The 24474-nt window shown below is 72.7% G+C and carries 18 protein-coding genes; 10 read left to right on the top strand and 8 right to left on the bottom strand.

The window, feature by feature from the left end; genetic code table 11:
* Positions 1 to 93 precede the first annotated feature (93 nt).
* From AB0F56_RS02865 to AB0F56_RS02845, 5 genes are all read left to right on the top strand, one after another.
* Entirely contained in the window at positions 94 to 387 is a 294-nt protein-coding gene (locus tag AB0F56_RS02865; protein ID WP_362003280.1) for a DUF503 domain-containing protein, read from the top strand.
* A gap of 29 nt (positions 388 to 416) precedes the next feature.
* Complete coding sequence (gene rbfA, locus AB0F56_RS02860; RefSeq protein ID WP_361603499.1) at positions 417 to 866, top strand: 30S ribosome-binding factor RbfA; 450 nt, start codon at positions 417 to 419, stop codon at positions 864 to 866.
* The gene (gene truB / locus AB0F56_RS02855; protein ID WP_362003278.1) at positions 866 to 1765 is read left to right on the top strand and encodes a tRNA pseudouridine(55) synthase TruB; all 900 of its coding nucleotides are present in this window, start codon (positions 866 to 868) and stop codon (positions 1763 to 1765) included. Before rbfA ends, truB begins: the two co-directional genes overlap by 1 nt.
* 203 nt (positions 1766 to 1968) lie before the next feature.
* Entirely contained in the window at positions 1969 to 5496 is a 3528-nt protein-coding gene (locus AB0F56_RS02850; RefSeq protein ID WP_362003277.1) for a trypsin-like peptidase domain-containing protein, read from the top strand.
* A 31-nt stretch (positions 5497 to 5527) separates the two neighbouring features.
* The gene (locus tag AB0F56_RS02845; RefSeq protein WP_362003275.1) at positions 5528 to 6484 is read left to right on the top strand and encodes a bifunctional riboflavin kinase/FAD synthetase; all 957 of its coding nucleotides are present in this window, start codon (positions 5528 to 5530) and stop codon (positions 6482 to 6484) included.
* Between the two features lie 33 nt (positions 6485 to 6517).
* On the opposite strand, the gene AB0F56_RS02840 is transcribed toward AB0F56_RS02845, so the two are convergent.
* The 8 genes from AB0F56_RS02840 to eccE all read right to left on the bottom strand — a co-directional run bounded on the left by AB0F56_RS02840 (position 6518) and on the right by eccE (position 18253).
* Positions 6518 to 7579: an ABC transporter ATP-binding protein gene (locus tag AB0F56_RS02840; RefSeq protein WP_362003273.1), complete on the bottom strand. Its 1062-nt coding sequence runs from the start codon at positions 7577 to 7579 to the stop codon at positions 6518 to 6520.
* A complete protein-coding gene (locus AB0F56_RS02835; RefSeq protein WP_362003272.1) occupies positions 7576 to 8544 on the bottom strand; it encodes an ABC transporter ATP-binding protein in 969 nt (322 codons plus the stop codon). Before AB0F56_RS02835 ends, AB0F56_RS02840 begins: the two co-directional genes overlap by 4 nt.
* The gene (locus AB0F56_RS02830; RefSeq protein ID WP_362003270.1) at positions 8541 to 9425 is read right to left on the bottom strand and encodes an ABC transporter permease; all 885 of its coding nucleotides are present in this window, start codon (positions 9423 to 9425) and stop codon (positions 8541 to 8543) included. The genes AB0F56_RS02835 and AB0F56_RS02830 overlap by 4 nt, the downstream gene beginning before the upstream one ends.
* Entirely contained in the window at positions 9422 to 10453 is a 1032-nt protein-coding gene (locus AB0F56_RS02825) for an ABC transporter permease (protein WP_362004000.1), read from the bottom strand. Before AB0F56_RS02825 ends, AB0F56_RS02830 begins: the two co-directional genes overlap by 4 nt.
* Positions 10454 to 10495: 42 nt before the next feature.
* Positions 10496 to 12376 carry an ABC transporter substrate-binding protein gene (locus AB0F56_RS02820; RefSeq protein WP_362003997.1) on the bottom strand — a complete coding sequence of 627 codons (1881 nt, stop codon included), beginning with the start codon at positions 12374 to 12376 and terminating at the stop codon, positions 10496 to 10498.
* Positions 12377 to 12554: 178 nt separating this feature from the next.
* Positions 12555 to 15881: an SCO5717 family growth-regulating ATPase gene (locus AB0F56_RS02815; RefSeq protein ID WP_362003268.1), complete on the bottom strand. Its 3327-nt coding sequence runs from the start codon at positions 15879 to 15881 to the stop codon at positions 12555 to 12557.
* Positions 15882 to 16106: 225 nt separating this feature from the next.
* A complete protein-coding gene (locus tag AB0F56_RS02810) occupies positions 16107 to 16784 on the bottom strand; it encodes a hypothetical protein (RefSeq protein WP_362003994.1) in 678 nt (225 codons plus the stop codon).
* A 149-nt stretch (positions 16785 to 16933) separates the two neighbouring features.
* Entirely contained in the window at positions 16934 to 18253 is a 1320-nt protein-coding gene (gene eccE, locus AB0F56_RS02805; RefSeq protein WP_362003991.1) for a type VII secretion protein EccE, read from the bottom strand.
* A 206-nt stretch (positions 18254 to 18459) separates the two neighbouring features.
* Between eccE and eccB the strand changes: the two genes are divergently transcribed.
* The 5 genes from eccB to AB0F56_RS02780 all read left to right on the top strand — a co-directional run bounded on the left by eccB (position 18460) and on the right by AB0F56_RS02780 (position 24444).
* Positions 18460 to 20016, top strand: a complete 1557-nt coding sequence (eccB, locus tag AB0F56_RS02800; RefSeq protein ID WP_362003266.1) for a type VII secretion protein EccB — start codon at positions 18460 to 18462, stop codon at positions 20014 to 20016.
* 11 nt (positions 20017 to 20027) lie between these two features.
* The gene (gene mycP / locus AB0F56_RS02795) at positions 20028 to 21293 is read left to right on the top strand and encodes a type VII secretion-associated serine protease mycosin (RefSeq protein WP_362003264.1); all 1266 of its coding nucleotides are present in this window, start codon (positions 20028 to 20030) and stop codon (positions 21291 to 21293) included.
* 93 nt (positions 21294 to 21386) lie between these two features.
* On the top strand, positions 21387 to 21857 hold the full coding sequence (locus tag AB0F56_RS02790) for a hypothetical protein (RefSeq protein WP_362003262.1): 471 nt from the start codon (positions 21387 to 21389) through the stop codon (positions 21855 to 21857).
* A gap of 15 nt (positions 21858 to 21872) precedes the next feature.
* A complete protein-coding gene (locus AB0F56_RS02785) occupies positions 21873 to 23201 on the top strand; it encodes a hypothetical protein (protein ID WP_362003260.1) in 1329 nt (442 codons plus the stop codon).
* Between the two features lie 13 nt (positions 23202 to 23214).
* Entirely contained in the window at positions 23215 to 24444 is a 1230-nt protein-coding gene (locus tag AB0F56_RS02780) for a S8 family serine peptidase (RefSeq protein WP_362003258.1), read from the top strand.
* Positions 24445 to 24474 lie beyond the last annotated feature (30 nt).

Raw genomic sequence — 24474 nt, 5'->3', positions numbered from 1 at the left:
GGCCCCGGCCGTTGCGTGTACGGTTCTGGTGTTCCTGCCAAGCGAAGGCGTGGCAGGCCACCGAACCCGAACCGGCGGGACATCCGGCACTACATGTACGTGGGGACTCTGTCCTTCGATCTGCTCCTCGGCGACGTTCATTCGCTGAAGGAGAAACGCTCCGTCGTCCGGCCCATCGTCGCCGAGCTCCAGCGCAAGTTCTCCGTGAGCGCGGCCGAGGTGGGCGAACAGGACCTCCATCGCAGGGCCCGACTGGGGGTCGCTCTGGTGTCCGGGGACGCGGGGTTCGTGTCGGACGTGCTCGACCGGTGCGAGCGGCTGGTCGCGGCCAGGCCCGAGGTGGAGCTGCTGTCGGTGCGACGCAGGCTCCACACTGATGAAGACTGAATGAGCAAGGCAAAGAAGGAGAAGGACCAGTGGCCGACAACGCGCGGGCGAAGAAGCTGGCGGACCTCATCCGGGAGGTGGTCGCCGAGAAGCTGCAGCGCGGCATCAAGGACCCGCGCCTGGGTACGCACGTGACCATCACGGACACCCGCGTCACCGGTGACCTGCGGGAGGCCACGGTCTTCTACACGGTCTACGGCGACGACGAGGAGCGGGCCAGCGCGGCCGCGGGCCTGGAGAGTGCCAAGGGCATCCTCCGCTCGGCCGTGGGCGCCGCCGCCGGGACGAAGTTCACGCCGACGCTGACGTTCGTCGCGGACGCCCTCCCGGAGACCGCGAAGACGATCGAGGACCTCCTCGACAAGGCGCGGGCCTCCGACGCGGCCGTGCGCGAGGCGTCCTCCGGCGCCAAGTACGCCGGCGAGGCCGACCCGTACCGCAAGCCCGAGGACGAGGACGAAGAGGGCACCACCGCCTGATGAGCAACGCAGGGAAGACGCCCGACGGACTTGTCATCGTCGACAAGCCGTCGGGCTTCACTTCGCACGACGTCGTGGCCAAGATGCGCGGGATCGCCAAGACCCGCCGGGTCGGCCACGCCGGCACGCTCGACCCCATGGCCACCGGCGTCCTCGTCCTCGGCGTGGAGCGGGCGACCAAGCTGCTCGGTCACCTCGCGCTGACCGAGAAGGAGTACCTCGGCACCATCCGCCTCGGCCAGACGACGATCACCGACGACGCCGAGGGCGAGATCACGGCCTCCGTGGATGCCTCCAAGGTGACCCGTGAGGGGATCGACGCGGGCGTGGCTGAGCTGACCGGCGCCATCATGCAGGTGCCGTCGAAGGTCTCCGCCATCAAGATCGACGGCAAGCGGTCGTACGCGCGGGTGCGCGGCGGCGAGGAGTTCGAGATCCCGGCGCGGCCGGTCACCGTCTCGTCCTTCCAGGTGTACGACGTCCGGGAGGCCGTCGCCGAGGACGGCACACAGGTCGTGGACCTGGTCGTCTCGGTGGTCTGCTCCTCCGGTACGTACATCCGGGCGCTCGCCCGTGACCTGGGCGCCGGGCTCGGCGTGGGCGGTCATCTGACCGCGCTGCGACGCACCCGGGTCGGCCCGTACAAGCTGGACTCGGCCAAGACCCTGGACCAGCTCCAGGAGGAGCTGACGGTCATGCCGGTCGCGGACGCGGCCTCGGCGGCGTTCCCCCGCTGGGACGTCGACGAGAAGCGGGCCCGGCTGCTGCTCAACGGCGTGCGGCTCGAGATGCCGTCGTATCCGCCGGGTCCGGTGGCCGTCTTCGCGCCCGACGGGCGTCTGCTGGCCCTCGTGGAGGACCAGAAGGGCAAGGCGAAGAGCCTGGCCGTCTTCGGCTGACGCGTTGTTTTGTGACGGGTATTTCGTGGGGCGGCACGCATGCGTGCCGCCCCACGTTCCCCTCCCCCAGACGAGTGTTATCCATTTCGATCGTCATTTTCACCCCTTCGGGCAGGCGCTCGGAGTGAAACGGGGGAGCGCTGGGGGGCGCGTTCGGCCGGTGTGGTTCTCGCGGTGATCACCGCCGACCTAACGTCGACACCATGGGACGTGGGGACCTCGGCACGCTGGTTCGGATCTGCGATCCGGCGGGCCGCCCCCGCGGAACGGGCTTCGTCGCCGACGACCGGGGGACGGTCGTCACCAGCCACGAAGCCGTCGCCGGACTCGTACGGATCCTGCTGCGCGCCCCCGGCGAGCGCGACCGCGTCATCGAGCCCGACGCCCTCACCCTGCTGCCCGAGTCCGGCCTCGCCCTCCTGCGGGCCGAGGGGATCGGCGTCCGTCCGCTGCCGGTGTCGGCGCGGACCGAGATCGAGCCCGGGACGTACGTACGGATCGCGGCGCACGGCTGGCGCGAGGCGCGGGTGCTCGGCACGGCGCCCGTCACGTACGCCACCGGTGGCAGGCGGCACGCGCTGGGCCGGGCGGCCTGGGAGCTGGCCATCGGCACCGAGGGCGCCGATGCCCTGCGGCTCGGCGGGCAGGCCACGGGCGGGCCCGTCGTGGACCCGGAGACCGGAGCCGTCCTCGGGGTCCTCGGCACCGCGCTGCACGGCGACCACCGGGCCGCCGGATACGCGCTGCCCCTGCCGCCCGTGGGCCCGCTCGCCGAGCTGCTGCGGCGCAACGCCGCGACCGCGCCCTGCTACGGGCGCGAGCTCAACCTGGCGGGCGTCCTGGAGCTGACCGCGACCGCCACCGCCGCGTCCACCGGGGCCGCCACCGGTACGGGAAGCCGGTCCGAGTCCCCGCCGGTCGAACGGGCCGCGTGCGCCCGGGAGTTCGAGGCCTTCACCGGCAGCTCCGACGCCCTCGTCCTCGCCCTCGTCGGCGACCCCGGCACCGGACGCACCACCGCCCTCGCCGCGCACTGCGCCGAGCGGGCCCGGAGCCCCGAACCCGCCCCCACGATCTGGCTGCGCGGGGCGGACCTGCGCGCCGACGACACCTCGGTCGCCGACGCCGTGGGCCGCGCCCTGCGCCAGGCGGGCCGGATCGTCACCGCCTCGGGTGTCCATGCCGACATGTCGACCACCACCCCCGAACGGGCCGCCCGGCTCGCCCATGCGGCGGGCCGGCCCCTCCTCGTCGTCCTCGACGGCCCCGAGGAGATGCCCCCCGCCCTCGCCCACCGCCTCCCGGCCTGGACGGAGGGCACCGAGTCCTGGCTCGGCGCCCACGCCACCCGCCTCATGCTCGGCTGCCGCCCGGAGTTCTGGGAGCGGGCCGCCCGCCTCCATGCTCCGGAGTCCCTGCACCGCACGGTGCCGCTCGGCGACCTCACGGACGACGAGGCGGCGCTCGCCCGGGCGCGGTACGGGCTCGGCGCGGGCGATCTCGCAGCCGACGACGCCCGGCACCCGCTCGTGCTGCGGCTGCTCGCCGAGGTGCGCGAGGCCGTGCCCGGGGGCGCGCCCGGCAGGCCCGGGCGGGAGGAGGTCTTCGGCGCCTACCTGGACCTGATGTGTCTGCGGGTCGCCGTACGGATCGCGGCCGGGACGCGCCCGGTCCCGCGCGGTACCGCCGTGCGCCGGCTCGCCGCGCGGGTCGCGGGGCAGGTCCACGAGGCGGCCCGGCGGTGCCTGGGGCCCGGGCAGGGGGAGCTGGACCGGGGCTCCTTCGAGGAGGTCTTCCCGTGGCGGACCGGCTGGGCCTCCGCCGTTCTGACCGAGGGGCTCGTCGTTCCGGCCGGCTCCGGCTACCGCTTCGGCCACGAGGAGCTCGCCGACTGGATCCAGGGTGCCCATCTGGACGTCGACGAGGCCCTCCTCGCGCTGGTCCACCGCCGGGGCGAGGGCGCCGCCCCGGTCCGCCTCCCGGCCCGCCCCGGCGCCCCGCACACGGCCGTCGCGCCGGACCCCCTCCCCGTACCGCGCCACCGGATCGGCCCGGTCGTCCAGGCGCTCCTGCTGATGGACCGCGAGTACGGCGCCGACGCGCTCGGGCGGCGGCTGACCGGCCTGGTCGAGGCGCTTGCCCGGCTCCGCGCGGACGGCCGGGCGACCACCGAGGCCGCCTGGTGGGCCACCCGGCTCCTCCACCGGACCCTCCTGCGCCTCCCGGACCCCAAACCGTACCTCCCGAGCCTCCGCCACCTGGCCGACCACCTGGGCACCATGCCGACCGCGCCACGGACGCCCGGACCGGAGCCCGAGGTCCCCGCGCAGCGCCACGCCCCGGACGCTCCGTCCGCCGCCCCCGCCCCTCCCGCGCTCTTCGGGCCCCCGTTCTGGGCCGCTCTGCGGGTCGGGGAGGGCGAGCGGATCGATCTGCTGCGGCGGATCGTGCCCGCCGATCCGCCGCCCGGCACCCACGCCGGGCCCCGGTTCCTCGACGTCGTCGCCGAACGGCTCGTCGCCGAGCCCCGGGGCGTACAGCCGCTGCTCTGCCGCTGGTTCGGCGACGGCCGGGCCCTCGGGGCCGCGCCGCACGCCACCGTCGCCACCGCCGCGCAGGCCCTGCTGCACACGCACCGCCACCTCGCCGTCGACGACCTGTGCGAGGCGCTCGTCGCCACCGCCCATCCGCTGGCCGACGGGCTGCTCGCCGCGCTCGCCGAGGACGAGCCGACCGCCCTCTGCCGGGCCGTCGACCGCTGGGCCCATGACGACGGCAGGCCCGCGCGCCGCGCCGCCGCCGCCACGTACGGCGCCCTCGTCGCCGCGCACGCCACCACAGGCCCCGACCGCGAGCTCCTCCGGTACGCCGCCTTCGCCCTGCTCGCCCGCCCCGCCGACGCCGCCCTGCACGGCGCCGCCCTCGGACTCCTCGTCCGCGACCCGCACACCCGCTCCCGCCATCTGCCCCGCGCCCTGACCGACCCCCGCGTCCCCGCCGAGGCGCTCACCACCGCGCTCGCCGCCCACCCCGAACCCGTCCTCGCCGCCCTCCGGACCCGGCTGAACGGCCCCGGCGAGGCCGCCGGAGCCACCCTGCGGGCGCTCGCCGAGGTCACCACCCCCGCCCTCGCCCGGCGCGTCGCCGCCCTCGTCCACGAGTACGTCGACCGCCACCCCGAAGGCGCCCGCCACGCCGCCGCCTTCGTCGACCGTCGCCTCGAGGACGGGCCCGCCGCCCGGGCGGTCCTCTTCCCCCTGGTCTCCAGCCTGATCCGGGGCCGTCCCGCCCAGGTCCGCAGCGCCCTCGCCCCGGTGCTCGCCGCCCCCGGCACCGGCGCCTCGCGCCTTCTGCGTACCGAACTCCTCGACGTACTCCTCGACCACGAGCGGTACGACGCACGGGACCTCGCCGTCCTCGACGCCCTGCTGAGGGCCGCCGCCCACGGCTGCGAACGGCGCCCCGAGGTCCGCACCCGCGAGCTCGTCCACCGCACCGGACTGCTCCTCGTCCGCACGCCCGAGGGCGCGACGTGCCTCGACCGACGGCTCGTCGAGCTCGCCCGCGAGGTCCCCGCGTTCGCCGCCCAACTGACCGGCTGGCTGGCCGGCGCCCCCGGCGACTGGGCCGTCGTCGTCGGCCCCAGCACCCGCCGTACGGTCGAGCGGCTCGGCAGTTCCATGCCGATGCGGGGCGATGGCCGTGGGCATGGCAGTCTTAGACCTGCGTAATCGGCGAACAGGCGGACGAGGAGCGGTCACAGTGCAGCGCTGGCGTGGCTTGGAGGACATCCCCCAGGACTGGGGGCGCAGCGTCGTCACCATCGGCTCCTACGACGGGGTGCACCGCGGACACCAGCTGATCATCGGCCGGGCCGTCGAACGCGCCCGTGAACTGGGCGTTCCGTCGGTCGTCGTCACCTTCGAACCGCACCCCTCCGAGGTCGTGCGGCCCGGCAGCCACCCGCCGCTGCTCGCCCCGCACCCGCGCCGCGCCGAGCTGATCGCGGAGCTGGGCGTGGACGCGGTCCTCGTCCTGCCGTTCACGGCCGAGTTCTCGCAGCTGTCCCCGGCGGACTTCATCGTGAAGGTCCTCGTCGACAAGCTGCACGCGAAGGCCGTCATCGAGGGCCCGAACTTCCGCTTCGGCCACCGCGCCGCCGGCAACGTCGGCTTCCTCACCGAGCTGGGCGCCACCTACGACTACGAGGTCGAGGTCATCGACCTCTTCGTGAGCGGTACGGCGGGCGGCGGCGACCCGTTCTCCTCCACGCTCACCCGCCGCCTCGTCGCCGAGGGCGACGTGGAGGGCGCCGCCGAGATCCTCGGCCGCCCGCACCGCGTCGAGGGCATCGTCGTCCGGGGCGCGCAGCGCGGCCGCGAGCTCGGCTTCCCGACGGCCAACGTCGAGACCCTCCCGCACACCGCGATCCCGGCCGACGGCGTGTACGCGGGCTGGCTGACCGCCGCCGGGGAGCGGATGCCCGCCGCGATCTCGGTCGGCACGAACCCCCAGTTCGACGGCACCGAGCGGACCGTCGAGGCGTACGCCATCGACCGCGAGGGCCTCGACCTGTACGGCCTGCACGTGGCCGTGGACTTCCTGGCGTACGTCCGCGGCATGCTGAAGTTCGACACCCTGGACGATCTGCTCGCGGCGATGGCCGGGGACGTGAAGCGCGCCCGCGAACTCACCGAGGCGTACGACACGAAGCGCTGAGGCGCCCCGCTCGAAGAGCCGAGGCGCCCCCGCCTACTGCTTCTGCCCCTCCCGCACCCAGTGGCAGGCCACGTCCCGGGCTCCGCCGCCCGGGAGGACCGGCAGGTCCTCGGTGCGGCAGCGGTCCGCGACCGCGGCCGCCTCGCCCGAGGCGAGGACCTGGCAGCGGGCGTGGAAGCGGCAGCCGGACGGGATGCGGGCCGGGTCAGGTGGCTCGCCCGTCAGGACCACCGGAGCGACCTCGGACTCCGGCAGGACCGACAACAGGGCCCGGGTGTACGGGTGCTGAGGAGCCGTCAGTACGGACTCCACCGTGCCGGTCTCCACGATCCGGCCCAGGTACATCACCGCCACCCGGTCCGCGATGTTCCACGCGAGACCCAGATCGTGCGTCACGACGAGCGCCGAGAGCCCCAGTTCGTCCCGGAGCCGTAGCAACAGCGCCAGGATCTCGCCCCGTACCGATGCGTCCAGCGAGGCCACCGGCTCGTCCGCGACGATCAGCTCCGGCTGGAGGACCAGCGCGCCCGCGATGACGACGCGCTGCCGCTGACCGCCCGACAGCTCGTGCGGGTACCGCAGGAAGAAGCGCTCCGGCGGCCGCAGACCGGCCCGCGACAACGCCTCCGCGACCGCCGCCCGCTCGTCCCCGTCGTACCCGTGGATCCGCAGCCCCTCCGCCACCGCGTCGTACACGGTGTGCCGCGGGTTCAGCGAGCCGCTGGGGTCCTGCAGGACCAGCTGGGCCCGCCTGCGGTAGGCCTTGAGGGCGCGCGAGGTGTACGAGAGCGGCTCGCCCGCGAAAGTGACCGCGCCGCCGGTCGGCGGCACGAGCCCGAGCAGCGAGCGCGCCAGCGTCGTCTTGCCGCACCCCGACTCGCCGACCAGGGCCACGATCTCCCCGGGCGCGATGTCCAGGTCCACCCCGTCCACCGCGCGCGCGGGCGGCGCGCCCCGCCGCCCGGGGAAGGTGACCCGCAGTCCGCGCGCCGAGAGCAGCGGACCGGTCGCCGGCGGAGCCTCGGTCGCGACGGAGGCACCCGCCGCCGAGGCGCCCGCCCCCGACGGCGCGCCGTCCGGTGTCAACGGGTTCATGAGCCGCTCCCCACATGTACGCAGGCCGCCCGGCGCCCCGCGCCCGCGTCCCGCAGTTCCTGGTCCCGCGTCCCGCAGACGTCCTCCACCGCGACCGGGCAGCGCGGATGGAACGCGCACCCGCCCGGCAGATCGGCCGGGTCCGGCGGATCGCCGGGCAGGCCGCGCGGCGCCCGCCGGGACGCCGGGTCGCCGATCCTCGGGAACGCCGAGGACAGCGCCCGCCCGTACGGATGCTCCGCCGCGTCGTACACCGCCCGCGCCGGGCCCTCCTCCACCACCCGCCCCGCGTACATCACCGCGAGCCGGTCGCAGGTGTCCGCGAGGACCGCCAGGTCGTGGCTGATCATCAGCAGGCTGATGTCGTCGTCCGCGACCAGACGCTCGATCAGCCGCAGGATCTGCGCCTGGATCATCACGTCGAGCGCCGTCGTCGGCTCGTCCGCCACGATCAGCCGCGGATCGCAGGCGAGCGCCATCGCGATCATCACGCGCTGCCGCTGACCGCCGGACAGCTCGTGCGGATAGGCCGCCGCGCGTGCCACCGGAAGCCCGACGTGCTCCAGGAGCTCCCCGACCCGCTTGCGCGCCTCCGCCGGGGTCGGCCGCCCGTGCACGAGCAGCGGCTCCGCGATCTGGTCGCCGATCCGCCGCACCGCGTTCAGCGAGTGCATCGCGCCCTGGAAGACGATCGACGCCCCGGCCCAGCGCACCGCCCGCAGCCGCCCCCACTTCATGGCGAGGACGTCCTCGCCGTCGAGCAGGATCTGCCCGGTCAGCCGGGCGGAGGCAGGCAGCAGCCGCAGCAGCGCCAGCGCCATCGTCGACTTCCCGCACCCCGACTCGCCCGCGACCCCGAGCTTCTGCCCGGCGGCCAGGGTCAGGTCGACGCCCCGTACGGCGGGGACGGCGGCCGCCCCCGACCCGTACGTCACGCTCAGGTTCCGTACCTCCAGGAGGCTCATCGCCCCACCCCCAGCTTCGGGTTGAGCACGGACTCGACCGCGCGCCCGCACAGCGTGAAGGCGAGCGCGACCAGCGCGATCGCGATCCCGGGCGGCGCGAGGTACCACCAGTGGCCGGACGACACGGCGCCCGCCTCCCGGGCGTCCTGGAGCATGCCGCCCCAGGAGACCACCGTCGGGTCGCCGAGGCCGAGGAAGGCGAGGGTCGCCTCGGTGAGGATCGCCGTCGAGATGCCGAGCGTGGTCTGCGCGAGCACCAGCGGCATCACGTTCGGCAGCACGTGCCGGCTCATGATGTGCCCGTGGCCGCCGCCGAGCGCGGTGGCCCGCTCGATGTACGGGCGGGACTCCACCGCGATCGTCTGCGCGCGCACCAGGCGGGCCGTGGTCGGCCAGCTGGTCACGCCGATCGCCAGGATCACCGTCCACATCGAACGGGACATCACCGTCGCGAGCACGATCGCGAGGACGAGCGTCGGCATGACGAGGAACCAGTCGGTGACCCGCATGACGACCGTCGAGAACCAGCCGCCGTAGTGCCCGGCGATGATCCCGACGAGGGTGCCGATCGCGACCGAGAGCACCGCCGCGAGCAGCCCGACGAGCAGCGAGATCCGCGCGCCCCAGATCAGCAGGCCGAGCAGCGAGCGCCCGAACTGGTCCGTCCCGAGCGGGAATTCGGCGCTCGGCGGCTCCAGGGCCGTACCCGGTGCGTTCGTCACCGACTGCACGTCCGCGCCGACGATCAGCGGGGCGGCGAGGGCGAGCAGCGCGATCAGGGCGAGCCCGGCCAGACCGTAGAGACCGGCGCGGTGGGTGCGGTACTGCTTCCAGAAGCGGGAGACCGAACCGCGTCGGCGCTCCCAGACAAGAGACGTCATCGGCCCACCCGGGGGTCGAGCAGCGGATAGAGCAGGTCGGCGATCAGGTTCATCACGATCATCGCGCCGGCGAAGACCACGAACAGGCCCTGGACCAGCGGCAGATCGGGCACGCTGAGCGCCTGGTAGAAGAGCCCGCCGAGCCCCGGCCAGGAGAACACCGTCTCCACCAGGATCGAACCGGCCGCCACATGGCCCAGGTTGATGAAGATCATGGTCACGGTCGGCAGCAGCGCGTTCGGTACGGCGTGCCGGCGCCGTACGACGTCGTCGCGCAGCCCCTTCGCCCGCGCGGTCGTCAGATAGTCGCTGCCCATCTCGTCGAGCAGCGAGGAGCGCATGACCAGGAGGGTCTGCGCGTACCCGACCGCCACCAGGGTCACCACCGGCAGCACCATGTGGTGGGCCACGTCCAGGACGTACGCGAAGCCGGTCTCGCCCGTCCCCGACTCCATGCCGCCGGTCGGGAAGAGCCCCGGGATCGGACCGATGCCGACCGAGAAGACGATGATCAGGAGCAGTCCGAGCCAGAACGAGGGCACGGACCACAGCGTCAGCGCGACGCCGGTGTTGATCCTGTCGCCGAGGCGGCCGTGGTTCCAGGCGGAGCGGGTGCCGAGCCAGAGCCCGAGCGCCGAGTAGAGCACCACGGCGACCCCGGTCAGCAGCAGCGTCGCCGGCAGCTTCGTCGCGATGAGATCGCCGACCGGGGCGTGGAACTGGTACGAGGTGCCGAGATCACCGCTCAGCGCCTTCGCGCAGTAGTCGGTGAACTGCTGCCACAGCGGCAGGTCGAGGCCGAACTGCCGCCGCAGGGTCGCCAGCTGCTCGGCCGAGGTGGGGATCCCGTGGGTCATCGCCTTGACCGGGTCGCCGGGGATGATCCGGAACAGGAAGAAGCTGGTGACCAGCACGGCGAAGAGCGAGACGGCCGCGCCGCCCAGCTTGCCGGCCACGTAACGGAGGTACTGGAGGGTCGTACCGGTACGGGAGGCGCCGTCCGTGGCGCGGACCGGTTCGGTCCGCACCACGTCGGCGGGGGTGCTCGCTGTCGTCACGGCTCGGCTCGTCTACTCGCGGTCGTCGGCGGTCGAGCGGCGCCGCAGGCCGAGGAAGATCCCGATCCCGACCACGGCGACCACGGCCGCGCCGATGCCGACGATCACCCCGGTGGACGAACCGCCACCGCCGGAGCCGGACTCGGACCCGGCGGCCGCGGTGGTCGGCGCGGCCGACCACCAGCTCCAGTAGCCGTCCTGGCCCCAGAGGTTGCCGGCGGCCGCCGGCATGGTCGTGATGGACTTGATCTGGTCCGTGCGGTACGCCTCCAGGGCGTTCGGGTAGGCCATGATGTTCATGTACCCCGTGTCGTACAGCCTGGACTGCATCTGCTTGACCAGATCCGCCCGCTTGGCGGCGTCGTACTCCACCGCCTGCTGCGCGTAGAGCGTGTCGAAGCGCTGGTCGCAGATGAAGTTGTCGGTGGCGCCGGTGTCCTTCGGGGTCGCCGGGAGCGTGCCGCAGGTGTGGATCGACAGGACGTAGTCGGGGTCGGGGTTGACCGACCAGCCGTCGAACGCGAGGTCGTAGTCGCCCTTGGTCCACGGGTCGCTGACGTTGTCGAGGCACTCGACCTTCAGCCCGATGCCGAGCTCGCCCCACCACTCCTGGAGGTACTTCCCGATCGCCTTGTCGTTCGGGTCGGTGGCGTGGCAGAGGATCCGGAAGTCCAGCGCCCTGCCGTCCTTGCCGACCCGCTTCCCGTCGCCGTTCTTCTTGTATCCGGCCTGGTCGAGGAGCTGGGCCGCCTTGGCGGGGTCGTAACCGAGCTTCTGCTGCGCGCTCGGCTTCCAGAAGTACGAGCCGAAGCGGGGCGGGATGTAGCCCTCGCCCTCGACCGCATGACCCTGGAAGACCTTGTCGACGATCGTGGTCCGGTCGACGGCGAGGAAGAGCGCCTTGCGGACGGCCGGGTCGAGCAGCGCCGGATGGCCGTTGCCGAAGGTCTTGCCGTCCTTCGAACGCGCGCCCGGGTTGGTGGCCAGGGCGAAGAAGCGCCGGCCGGGGGCGTCGTTGACCTTGATGTTCTTCATGGACTTCAGGGCGGCGGCCTGAGCGGGCGTCAGGTTCGGTACGAAGGACACCTCGCCCTTCTGCAGCGCGGCGACGGCCGCGTCACCGTCCTTGTAGTACTTGAACACCAGCTCGTCGAACTTGGGTGCGCCGCGCCAGAAGTTCTTGTTCGGCTTCATCTTGATGTACTGGTCGACCTTGAAGTCCGTGATGACGAACGGGCCGTTGCCGACGATCGGGAACTGCTGGTCGTTGTTGAACTTCGAGAAGTCGCCGACCTTCTCCCAGACGTGCTTGGGCACGATCGGCACGTCGAGCGCCGTCATCGTCGCCTGCGGCTTCTTCAGCTCGATGACCAGCGTCTGCGGGTCGGGCGCGGTGACCTTCTTGAAGTTGGACGTGAAGCTGCCGTTCGCCGTGGCGGCGTTCTCGTCCGTCATCATCTTGTTGAAGGTCCAGGCGGCGTCCTCGGCGGTGGCCTGCTTCCCGTCGGACCACTTCGAGTCCTTGCGGATCGTGTACGTCCACGTCAGCTTGTCGGCCGAGGACGACCACTCGGTCGCGAGCCCCGGGATCGGCTTGGCGTCCTGCGCGTCGTAGTTCGTCAGGTACTCGTACGCCAACCGGTGGATGCTCGTCGACACGAGCTTCTGGGCGAGGAACGGGCTCAGGGAGTCGACGCTCTGCGAGACGGCGACCGTGAGGGTGGAGCCGCCGCTCTTCCCGTCACCGTCGGCGGCGCGCGCGGACTGGGCGCCGACCTGGGGTACGGCCACGAGGGCGGTGGCGGCGACACCTGCGGCGAGAAGCAGCCGGGGGAGTCGTCGGGGAGCGCGTCTGCGGGGGGCTGCGGGGCGGGGCGGGACCTTCGTGACCATGACCATAGGACGTACCTCGCGTCGTGGATCTTGGGCGCCAACTGGTGAAGCGAAGGTTTATCAGCGGTGGACAAGCATCGTCAACGATGACTCAAACCCCTTGTGGGCTGCGGGAATGCGATGAGGCCCCGCACCGGGGAGCCGGTGCGGGGCCTCATTGGTCTACTCCTGTGACGCCTTACTGCTGAGGGGCTGGCGGAGGCTGCGGAGGCGTCTGCTGAGCCTGCTGCGGCCAACCCGGGGGCGGTACCGGAGCGTTCGGATCCACGGGCGGCTGCGGTTGCGGCTGCGCGGGGGGCTGCTGCCAGCCCTGGGGCGCGCCGGGCTGCTCGTGCTGCTGCGGCGGGTAGGGCTGGGGGTGACCCGGCGCCTGCGGATACGGCTGCGGCTGCTGGGGCTGCGGGTACGGCTGGGGGGCGTACGGCTGCCCCTGCTGCTGCGGGTACGGCTGCTGACCGGGCATCGGCTGACCGGGCGCGGCCTGACCCGGCATCGGCTGGCCCGGCATGGGCTGACCGGGTGCGGGCTGACCGGGCATGGGCTGCGGGGCGTACGGCTGCTGCTGACCGGGCATCGGCTGACCGGGCACGGGCTGGCCCGGCATCGGCTGACCGGGCATCTGCTGGCCCGGGACCGGCGGGGCCATCTGCGGCGGTACGCCGCCGCCCTGGCCGCCGTCACCGGTCCACAGCCCCTGGACGTGCTGCGCACGCGCGAAGTCCTCGGCCACCATCGCGGAGAGGTGGAAGTACGCCTCGCGGGTCTTCGGCCGCATCATGTCGAGGTCGACCTCGGCACCGGCCGACAGGTGCTCGTCGAACGGTACGACGACGACGCCGCGGCAGCGCGTCTGGAAGTGCTGCACGATGTCGTCGACCTTGATCATCTTGCCGGTCTCGCGGACCCCCGAGATGACCGTGATCGACCGCTGCACCAGCTCCGCGTACCCGTGCGCCGAGAGCCAGTCCAGCGTGGTCGAGGCGCTGGAGGCACCGTCGACGGAGGGCGTCGAGATGATGATCAGCTGGTCGGCGAGGTCGAGCACACCGCGCATGGCGCTGTAGAGCAGACCCGTACCGGAGTCGGTCAGGATGATCGGGTACTGCTTGCCCAGGACGTCGATCGCCCGCCGGTAGTCCTCGTCGTTGAACGTCGTCGAGACGGCCGGGTCCACGTCGTTGGCGAGGATCTCCAGACCGGACGGCGCCTGCGAGGTGAAGCGGCGGATGTCCATGTACGAGTGCAGGTACGGGATCGCCTGCACGAGGTCACGGATGGTCGCCCCGGTCTCGCGCCGCACCCGGCGGCCGAGCGTTCCGGCGTCGGGGTTGGCGTCGATGGCGAGGATCTTGTCCTGCCGCTCGGTGGCCAGGGTCGCGCCGAGCGCGGTGGTCGTCGTGGTCTTGCCGACACCGCCCTTGAGGGAGATGACCGCGATCCGGTAGCAGGACAGGACGGGCGTACGGATCAGGTCGAGCTTCCGCTGCCGCTCGGCCTCCTCGCGCTTGCCGCCGAGCTTGAAACGGGCGGAGGGGCTGGGGTTCCGGCTCGACTTGGCCTTCTGCTTGTTGTTGCGCAGCAGCCGGTCGGAGGACAGCTCGACGGCGGCGGTGTAGCCGAGCGGAGCACCCGGCACGGACCGCTCACGCTGGTCGTGCGCGACGGGCGTGGGCCACCCCGCACCACTCCGCGGATCGGCGGGCGCCCCGGCCTGCGGGTCGTACGGAGCCTGCTGCGCGGGCGCCTCGCCCTGCTGCGGGAAGCCGTAGCCGCCCTGGGGCTGGGGCTGTGCTGCCTGCGGGGGTGTGGGCTGCGGCTGGGGCTGGCCGGGCTGGGGGAAGCCGTAGCCGCCCTGCGGGGCAGGGGCTTCGGCGGCCTGCGGCGGGATGGGCTGCGGCAGGGGCTGCTGTCCGGGCTGCGGGAATCCGTACCCGCCCTGTGCCGGCGCCTGTGCCTGCGGGGGCACGGGGGTGGGCAGGGGCTGACCGGGCTGACTGGGCTGGGGGAAGCCGTAACCGCCCTGCGGCGCAGGCGCGTCGGCCGCCTGCGGCGGGATCGGCTGCGGCAGGGGCTGCTGGCCCGGCTGCGGGAAGCCGTAACCACCCTGTGCCTGCGGCGGTACGGGGGTGGGAAGCGGCTGGGGCAGGCCGGGCTGGGGCTGGGACTGAGGCTGGCCGGGCTGCGGGAAGCCGTAACCGCCCTGCGGAGCAGAGGCGTCGGCCGCCTGCGGCGGGATGGGCTGCGGCAGGGGCTGCTGACCGGGCTGCGGGAATCCGTACCCGCCCTGTGCCTGCGGCGGTACGGGAGTCGGCTCCGCCGGCCAGCCGGGGGGCTGCGGCATGGCCGGGGGCGGCGGCTGCTCGCCCGACGGCGCCTGGGCGGGCCAGTTCGGTACGGCCGGGGGAGCCGCCGGCTGGAACGACGGCGGCAGCGGGGGCAGTCCGTCGGCGCCCTGCGGGGCGACGGGGTCCGCCGGCACCGCGGGCGGCACCGCGGCCGGCGGCACGGCCGCCGGGGGAGCGTCCTGCGGCTCGGCGTCGGCGGGCGCCGCGACGACGGCCGCGTCGGCCGGTTCGGGCTCCTGGGCCTCGGACGCGGGCGCGCTCGGCCGGACGTCCTCGTCCGACGGCTCGCCCGACTGCGGAGCCTCGTCCGCGGGGGCCGGGGCCGGAACGGGGGTGGGCAGCGCGAGCGCGTAGCCGCTGTCCGCCTGCGGGGTCTCGTCGGCGGGCGACGGCGCGGCAGGCGCGGCGTCCTCGGGAGCGGGCGTCCCGGACGGCTCCGTGCCGGGCGTCGACGCGTCGGCGGCCGCGGCGCGCTCGGCGATCTCCGCCATCTCGCGCTTGAGCGCGGCGGACGAGAAACGCATCGTCGCGCCGCTCTCCACGTCACCGCCGCCGAACGACTCGGCCTCGACAGGTTCGTGGGAAGCGACCGGAGCGGCGGGAGCCGGGGTGGCGCCGGCGCTCGGCTGCACAGGACCGGGCGGAGCCGGCTGCACAGGACCGGGCTGAACGGCACCCGGCTGCACGGCACCGGGCTGAACCGGCCCGGGCTGCACCGCGCCCGGCTGCACCGGCCCAGGCTGACCAGGAGCCACGGGCTGGCCAGGGGCCACGGGCTGACCCGGAGCCGCCGGCTGGCCGGGCGGCGTCGGCTGAACCGCCCCCGGCGCGGGCGGAACCGGCGCAGGCAGCGGCACCGGCAGCGGGGGAACCGGCGCCGGCAGCGGCACCGGAAGCGGCGGAACCGGGGCGGGCGGGGGCACGTTGGGCTCGAAACCGCTGCCCGCCGGGAGCCCCGGGACGGCAACGGGCTCACCACTCGGCGGTGGCGGCGGCGTCGCGCCACCCGCACCACCGCTTCCCCCCGCGTTCTGCGTGTACCAGGCAGGCGGGGTGTAGTCGATGGTGAACTCACCCGTCATCTCGGCGGGATCCGCGTCGGACTGATCATCGGCGGGTGGATTCCAACCCCCGTGGATCTCGTCCCGATCGCCGTTCACTATTGCCTCCTGGTGTGGTCGCGCACCCTTGTGCTGTCGTGGGCGGGCCCTCCCACCCTAATCGCCAACCGTGTGCGGCGGGCAGGCCCGATCGCCCGTACCCGCCTGTCCCGTAGGTCACGTATCGCCCCCAAGTGACCTGCGTGCACCGCAGAGTGAACTCCACAGCGCCACGGGGCGCTCCAAAAACGTACAAAAACGGACGGAATTGATGACTCCGACCGGTCAGTCCATCCGGCGCGCGCTGCCCAACAATCCGGTCTCGGCCTCTGTGGCCTGAGTCATGACGAACTGGCGGTCACCCGGCGTACACCACAACGTCACCCCGTCGGCGAGCGTCGACAACGCCTCCGCCGCCGCGCCCGGCAGGCCCATGATCCGGCCGATCTGCGTGGCCTCGTCCGGCGAGACCCGCTGGATCCCCACGAGGGCGGACTTCTCCAGCAGCCGGGGCGCCACCGGGCTCAGGTACGGCAGCAGGGTCACCACCGACTGCCAGGGTCCCGACACGACCCGGCCGCGCGGCGGACGCATACCGCAGTCCCGCACCACGACCACCGGGCTGCCGGCCGACGCGCCCTGCGGCGGGACCCGGCCGACGTCGTGCAGCGTGATGCAGGGCTGACCCCCGCCCGCGGCCTGCGCGAGCGTCGTCCAGACCTGGGCCCGCCCGGTCTCCACGGCGACCCGCGCACCCGTCGCGGCCGCCCGCAGCGCGATCACCTGGGCCGTCCACAGACCGCCGATGAGCGTCACGTCGTACGGGGTGGGCCGGTTGATGCCCAGGACGGCGGGCCGGCCCTCGGCGTCCACGCCGATGACCATGCCGTCGTCGCCGACGGGCACGCTCAACGCGCCGAGCTGCTCCAGCGGTACGGAGTGCCGGTCGCGGCGCGGCCCGATGAGCCCGAAACCGAACCGGGGCCGTCCACCCCGCCCCGTACCCCTACGGGACCTCCCGGCGGACCGCTCACGCGCCCCGCCAGCGTCACCGCCATTACCGACACCACCGACACCACCGACACCACCGACAGGCACCTGGGAAGAGGACATCAGCGCGCACCCCCGAGCGGCAGCGAGGCCAGCATGCCCGGCACCTGTTCGCGGTCGAGCCGCACCAGACCCGTCTTCACCCCGCGCGCCGCACGCTCCAGTTCGTGCCGCGCCGCCACCAGCTCCTCGTCGCTGCGCCCGGTGATCCGTACGTGCCCGGTCACCGTCGCCTCCTGGCGGTCGCCGCCGCTCAGCGTCAGGCTGAACGTCGTCGCGAGCGCGGGCAGCGAGGTCAGCAGCGCGATCAGCTGCGGCATCGACGCGCCGGGACCGCCCGCGCCGCCGAGGTGCGGCCAGCGCCCCACCCAGTACGTCGTGTGCCGGCGGTCGTCGACCCGCCAGGTCCGCGCGGTCTCCTGGCTCCGTCGCGCCTGCGCCTGGCCGCGCCCCGCCTGCGTTATGGCCGCGGGGCTCGCGCAGGTCGAGGTGGCCAGCGCGGCGGTCAGCTCCTGCTCGGTCAGCACGGTCGCCCGGAACCCGGCGCCCGCGAGGCGGCTCGCCAGCTGGTCCGCCGACCGGACCACGCACTTCTGCGCGCCCTCCAGGCCGCCACCGCGCGCGGCGACGGCCTCCGGGCACAGCTCCGGGTCCAGCTTGAGGGCGACCCAAGTCACGCGTACCGCCGGAGAACCCGTCTGCGCCTGCAGCGGGCCGTAGTTGCGCGCGGCCATCGACTGCGGGGGCAGATGCGGGGCGGGCGCCGGCTGGGTGTGCTGGACGATCTGCGCGGACTCGAGGCGGATCCCGTCCACGTCGAGGACGTCACGGACGAGCGCGACCGGCAGTGGCCGCGCCGAACGGTCCGGGCGCAGCGCCGTGGCCTCCGCATCGACCCGTACGACGACCGTGAGGAACGTACCGTCGCCGATCATCCCGACCGGACGGCGGTCGCGGTCGCTGTACGCGTACGTGCGCAGCGCCGGATCGCACTCCACGACCGGGGCGAGCCCCGGCTCCGTACCCTCCGGGACGACGAAGGAGGCCGCCCGGCGCGTCCGCGCGCGCAGCGTCAGGAACGTACCGAGCCACTCCGGCATCGAGCGCCGGTGCCGGCGCACCACCGCGAGCAGGACCAGCACCGCGGCGAGAAGTCCGGCCGGGACCAGGAGCATCGGTTCGACGACCCACGCCACGAGCAGCAGAGCGGCCGCGCCCTCGATCAATACGAGTTGTTGCAATCGGAATGATCCGAAGTGTCCCGGGCGCGCCTGAAGGCGGGGCGACACGGCGGACGGCGCACCGGCGGCGGGAGGTGTGGCGGAACGGGAGGAGGGCGCGGGCGCCGCGGACCGCGGTCGCGTCCGCGTCGCGGATGCCATCATGGAGAATCCCCCCAAATTCGTCCCGATCACCCTGGCGCGCCAGTGCTTTGGCGGCCGGATCACCCTACCCGCCCCCCGGACGCCGGGGGACAGCAGGCATAGTAGGGGGCCGGTCCGACAGCCGGAGCCCGGGTGTGAAGCCCCCCGAAGGCGCCGGCGAGGACTGCGCCTGACGAAATCGGGGGACGAAAATATGGGGACTCATGGCATCACGGCGGGATGAGCTCAACGCGTACACCTTCGCGAAGAAGCGCACGGTGGCCGCATTCCTCCAACCTTCTCCCTCCGGTACGGAGGAAGGGGCGCCGAGGCCGTTGCGCGCGGTCGTGCCCGGGCTCATCGTCGGCGCGCTCGTCCTGGCCGGTTTCGGCGCCTGGGGCATGTTCAGCCCCAAGGCCCCCAAGGGCTGGGACAAGCCGGGCACCAAGGTGATCGTCGGCAAGCAGTCGACAACCAGGTACGTCGTACTTACCACGGGCAAGGGAAAGGACAGCAAGACTCTCCTCCACCCGGTCCTGAACCTCGCCTCCGCGCGCCTTCTCCTCACCCCCCAGTCCTTCTCGGTCATCCAGGTCGCCGACGAGGTCCTGGACGGCGGCAACCCGCCCCGCGGCCCGATCCTCGGCATCCCGTACGCGCCGGACCGGCTCCCCTCGCCGGGCGACGCCGGCACCGCGAAGCGGTGGGCGGTGTGCGAACAGCCGGGCGGAGGCAAGGGAAGCAGCGTCCAGAAGGCCACGTTCGTCTTCGCGCAGCGGGACTTCCACCGCACGGAGGGCACGGGGCAGCTCAAGGACGGACAGGTCATGTACGTCAAGGGGCAGAAGGGCAGCGCCCGCTACCTCGTCGACCACCGGGGTACGAAGTACCTGATCCCTGGCGCGCCCGACGAGTCCGCAGGACTCACCACCGCCCTCGTCGGCCTCAGCAAGGAGCCGCAGCAGGTCACCGACGACTGGCTGGCCACCCTGCACACCGGCAGCCCCATCGCGTTCCCGCAGATCCCGGGCCAGGTCGGCACGGCCGCCGGCGTCGGCGGCGGCCTCAGCCAGACCGAGGACCGGGTCGGCATGGTCCTGCTCGCCCAGACCGGTTCGGGGCCGCAGCACTACGTCGTCCTGCCGGGCAAGGTCCAGCCGGTCTCCGAGTTCACGGCCTGGCTGCTCATCAACTCCCCGCAGACCGACCCCCTCGACATGGACGGCCGGGTCACCACCGTCGACGCGGCCTCCTTCACCCCGGACGCCACCACCTTCGGCACCCAGTACCGCTGGCCGACCCGCAAGTCGCAGCAGGTCAACGCCGCGACGGGCGACGGTGCCAGGGACACCATCTGCAGCGTCCTCAACAGCGTCGACGACAAGGGCGCCACCACCCTCACCACCTGGGCGGGTACGAAGTACCCGGCGGAAATCACGGCCGGCGGCACGAGCACGTACGTCACGCCCGGCAGCGGCCTGCTCTACACCCAGGTCCAGGGCAACCAGACCAAGCCCGACGGCTCGCTCTTCCTCGTCACGGACACCGGACTGCGGTACGCGGTTCAGGCGAACGGGGACAGCGACGCGGCCCGCTCCGACATCGGCAGCGGCGACGGGACCAAGCAGCCGACGGACGGCCGCCCGGAACCGAGCGAGGCGCAGACTCGTCTCGGCTACGAGAAGGTGACCCCGGTCCTCGTACCGATCGCGTGGTCGGAGTTCCTGTCGAAGGGCCCGAGGCTGGACACCAACAGCGCGCGCCAGCCGCAGGGTTCGTAGGGCGGATGACGATGTCGACGCAGACGGAGCGGTACGGGAAGACGGCGGCAGTCCTGGCGGCGGCAACGCTGACGACGGCGCTTCTGGCGACACCTCAGGCGGTTGCCCAGCCCGCCCTGGTCCTGGACGGCAGCGGTGAGTGCACGTTCCCGATGAAGAAGCAGATCGAGGGCATCCCCTGGTCGCTCCAGCGGGTGCTCCTCGACGAGCTCTGGCAGGACACGAAGGGCAAGGGGGTCCGGGTCGCGGTCATCGACACGGGCGTCGACGACGTCAACCCGCAGCTGAAGTCGGCGGTGGACGCCAAGGCGGGCAAGGACTACCTCAAGCCGGACAAGGACAACCCCGGCGGGGGCGACGACAAGCGCGGCAAGACGGACGGCACGGTCGACGAGGTCGGCCACGGCACGAAGGTGGCGGGCATCATCGCCGCCCGCCCCCGGGCCGGCACGGGCTTCGTCGGGCTGGCCCCCGAGGCCACGATCATCCCGATCCGCCAGAACGACGAGAAGAACAGCGGCAAGTCCGACACGATGGCCCTGGCGATCGACCACGCCGTCGACAAGGGCGCCGACGTCATCAACATCTCGCAGGACACCACACAGGCCCTGAGCCCCGACTCGGCCATGGGCAAGGCCGTGGCCCGCGCCCTGGCGCAGGACGTCGTGGTGGTCGCCTCGGCGGGCAACGACGGCATGGACGGCAAGCTCAAGAACACGTACCCGGCGGCCTTCCCGGGGGTCCTCGCGGTGGCGTCCTCGGACCGCAACAACGAGCGGGCGGAGTTCTCGCAGTCGGGCACGTTCGTGGGCGTCGCGGCGCCGGGCGTCGACATGGTCTCCACGGTCCCGGGCGGCGGCCAGTGCGTCGACAACGGCACGAGCTTCTCGGCCCCGTACGTCTCGGGAGTGGCGGCGCTCCTGCGCGCGAAACACCCCAAGTGGAGCCCGGCCCAGATCGTGGCCCGTATCGAACAGACGGCGGTACGGTCCGTCAACGGCCGCGACAACCACGTGGGCTGGGGCGTGGTCGACCCGGTACGGGCCCTCGCCGACGCCCCCGAACCGGCCCCGACGGCCCCGGTCCCCGACCCGGCCCCACCGAAGCCCCCGGCACCGGAACCGGCGCACCTGGCGCTGACGGAGACGTCCCAGGAACGCGCGGAGCGCATCGGCACGTACGCCCTGGGTGTGGGCGTCGTCCTGGTGGCGGTGGTCGCGGGCACGGCGACGGTGATCCGGGACAGCCGACGACGGCGTAGGAGGGCGGCCGGATGAGCCGCGTCAACGATACGACTTTGCAATTGGAACTGTCGTACCAAATGGCTAGAGTGGTGGACGAGTTCAAGAGCCTGACGAGGGGGCACTGAGGTGGGAGAGCCGGCCGGGGGCGGCAAGCAGGGTCTGGAAGTCGGAGAAGTCACTCTCCAGAGCTTCTACTCACGGATGCAGAAGCTCCTCGAGGAACTGAAGGGCTCGCCCGCCGAGCACACGAAGATCGGCGAACAGAAGGTCACGGCCGCTTCGTACGGCACGGGCTTCGCGGCGGCTACGGAACTGCACAGTGCGTACGAAAAGGTGCGAACCCGCCTAGAAGAACTGACCCGAACCTTCGGCGAGACGATCGAGGGCATGGGCCTCGCGGCGACGATCGCCGACAAGGGCTACGCGGGCGTGGACGAGGAGGAGCGCGAGCGGTACGCGCAGATCCGGAAGCGCACCAAGGAAGAGTACGAAGAGCGCCACGGCGAAGGCGGGCAGACCGGCGGCGACGGCAAGACCGAACCGCAGCAGCCCGCCAAGGGCACGGGCGACACCGGCGATTCCGGCGGATTCAGCTAACGGGGGTTGGAAGAGATGGCAGGAGAGTTCGAGGGGAAGTCCCTGGACGCCCTCTACGCGATGATCGCGTCCGCCAAGCCGGAGGAGATCACCACCACCGGCTCGGCGCTGGCGGCGGCGGTCCCGAAGATCCTGGACATCGCCGCAGACCTGCGGCTGTACGTCAGCCGTGTCCAGTGGGAGGGCGAAGGCGGCAACGCGTTCCGCACCTGGGCCGGGGGCGTGGCCACCGAAACGCTCGTCCTGGGCGACTTCACCAAGGTCGTGGCGGACGAGATGCAGCGCGCGGGCCAGGCCCTCTCCGAGGCGAAGGCCGCCGTCCCGAAGCCGGCGGGCATGTGCTTCGCGGACCCGGAGAAGGAGAAGGCCCGCATCGAGTCGGAAACGGGCCCGAAGCTCCAGGAGGCGATCCACCAGCTGGAGCGGCTGTCGTCGTACTACGACTCGACGCGGGAGCGGATGGGGGCGGAGCGGGAGCCGGACTTCAAGCCTCTGAACGGTACGGACGTTGGAGCAGGCGAACGCGCTTACGGGACAGGGAACTCTGGTAACGGGACGACCTACACGTCGTCCTCCGGAGTCGGTCCCGGCCACTCAGATCGGTCGTCGACCCGTACGCCCGATGTGGCGACCACGGACCGCCCGATCCCTGACGTGACGCTGCCTCCGGCAGCGACGAAGCGCCCGGAGGACGAGGTCAACACGAACCTCGACTCCGTGACCATCACGCCGGAGGCTCCGCCCCGTACCCCTGCGCAGCCGCCCACTACGCCGCCGGTCACGACGGTCGGTCCGCCGACTCCGCCGTTGCCGCCGCTCGCTCCGCCGGTCGGCCCTCAACCGACGGCTGGCCCGCCTCGCGCGAACCCGGGACTCCCGGGCCCCGCGAACGGAGGCCTGAAGGGACCCGGCCCCCTTGGCCTCCCGCCCCGCGCGGAGGGCATCACTGGCGGCCGTCAGGTACCCGGTCGGACGGGTCTGCCCGGTCAAGGGCCTCGGCTTCCTGTGGGCCCCGTGGTGGGCGAGGAACGCGCCGGCCAGCACGGTCGCGGCGCAGGTGGCATGTACGGTCCTGGCGCCGGGATGCACGGTACGCCGGGTGGTAATACGGGCGGCGCGGCGGGCCGGCGGCTGGCCATGCAGCCGGGTGGAACCGTCGGGAACCCCACGGGGTCCGGTGGACGGGCGTTCACTCCCGGCGGTACTGGACTGGTCCGACCGACCTCGACCGAGCGTGGCGAGGACGAGCGTCGTACCAACCGTTCTCGCCCTGACTATCTGACCGAGGACGAGGAGACGTGGGCTTCCGGTCAGCGTCAGATCGTCCCGCCCGTCATCGACTAGGAGACTCTCGCGCATGTCCCCGCTTGCCCCGGTCCTTCGCCGCCGCGCTCTCGGCCTGCTTGGCGCCATGGCCGCCGTCGTCGCGACGTGGACCGTCGCTGCGCCGGCGGCACAGGCGGAAGACATGCGCGGGCGGCAGTGGTACCTGGACGCCATGAAGGCGGACGAACTGTGGAAGGTGGCCACCGGCAAGGGAATGACTGTCGCGGTGCTCGACACCGGAGTGGATTCGACCGTGTCGGAACTTCGTGGAAAGGTCCTGCCCGGTACGAACTTCTACGACGCCGGTAAGGGCGATGGGCGTACGGACACCGAACGCCACGGCACGAACATGGCCATCGCCATTGCGGGCAGCGGGTCCAACGGCGGCGTGAAGGGAATCGCGCCCGATGCCAAGGTCCTGCCGGTGAAGGTTGGCGAGAAGGCCACGTTCGGCCTGGTGACGCACGCTACGAAGGCCATTCGCTATGCCGTTGACAACGGTGCACGCGTGATCAACATCTCGATGGCGAGCGTAGCTGACGAGACCGATGTCGCGCAGTGGCAGGCGGCTGTGGACTACGCTCACAAGAAGGACGCCCTGATCTTTGCGGGAGCCGGCAACGACGGGCGCGAGAGTCTGGAGTACCCGGCAGCGATTCCCGGAGTCGTCGCCGTCGGCGCTCTCGACACCAAGGGCAAGGTCGCCGACTTCTCGAACTACGGCTCCCACATCGCCCTCGCAGCCCCCGGCGTCGAGATTCCGGGCCGTTGCGTCGCCGACAAGTCGCGGTACTGCGCGGGCTGGGGCACCAGCCAAGCCACCGCCATCGCCTCCGGCACCGCCGCCCTCATCTGGTCCGCGCACCCCGACTGGACCGCCAACCAGGTCCTCCGGGTCATGATGGAGACCGCCGGCCATGTCGGCGAGGTACCCAGCAAGTACATCGGCTACGGCTCCGTCCGTCCCGCCCAGGTCCTCCTGGAGGGCAAGGGCAACCCCGGCGACCCGAACGTCAACCCGCTGCTCGCCGCACAGCAGCAGGCGAGCAAGTCGCCCACACCCGAGACTTCCCCCTCTCCTGACAGCACGGGGGCAAGCGGCACCAACGGGCCGACCCAGGAAGAGAAGAAGCCTGAGTCGGCGGCCCGGCCCGAAGAGAGCGGGTTCCCGCTCTGGGGCATCGCCGTGAGTGCCGTCGCGGTCGTCGCCGTCATCGTCGGCGTCGTCGTGGCGGCAGGCAGGCGCAACAGGAGAGCGTAGCCAAGGGCTACGCACGAGCACGAGACACCT

This window comes from Streptomyces sp. NPDC026092, assembly GCF_040638605.1.
In the GTDB taxonomy this organism is placed as follows: domain Bacteria; phylum Actinomycetota; class Actinomycetes; order Streptomycetales; family Streptomycetaceae; genus Streptomyces.
This window is presented reverse-complemented; position numbering and strand designations above follow the sequence as displayed.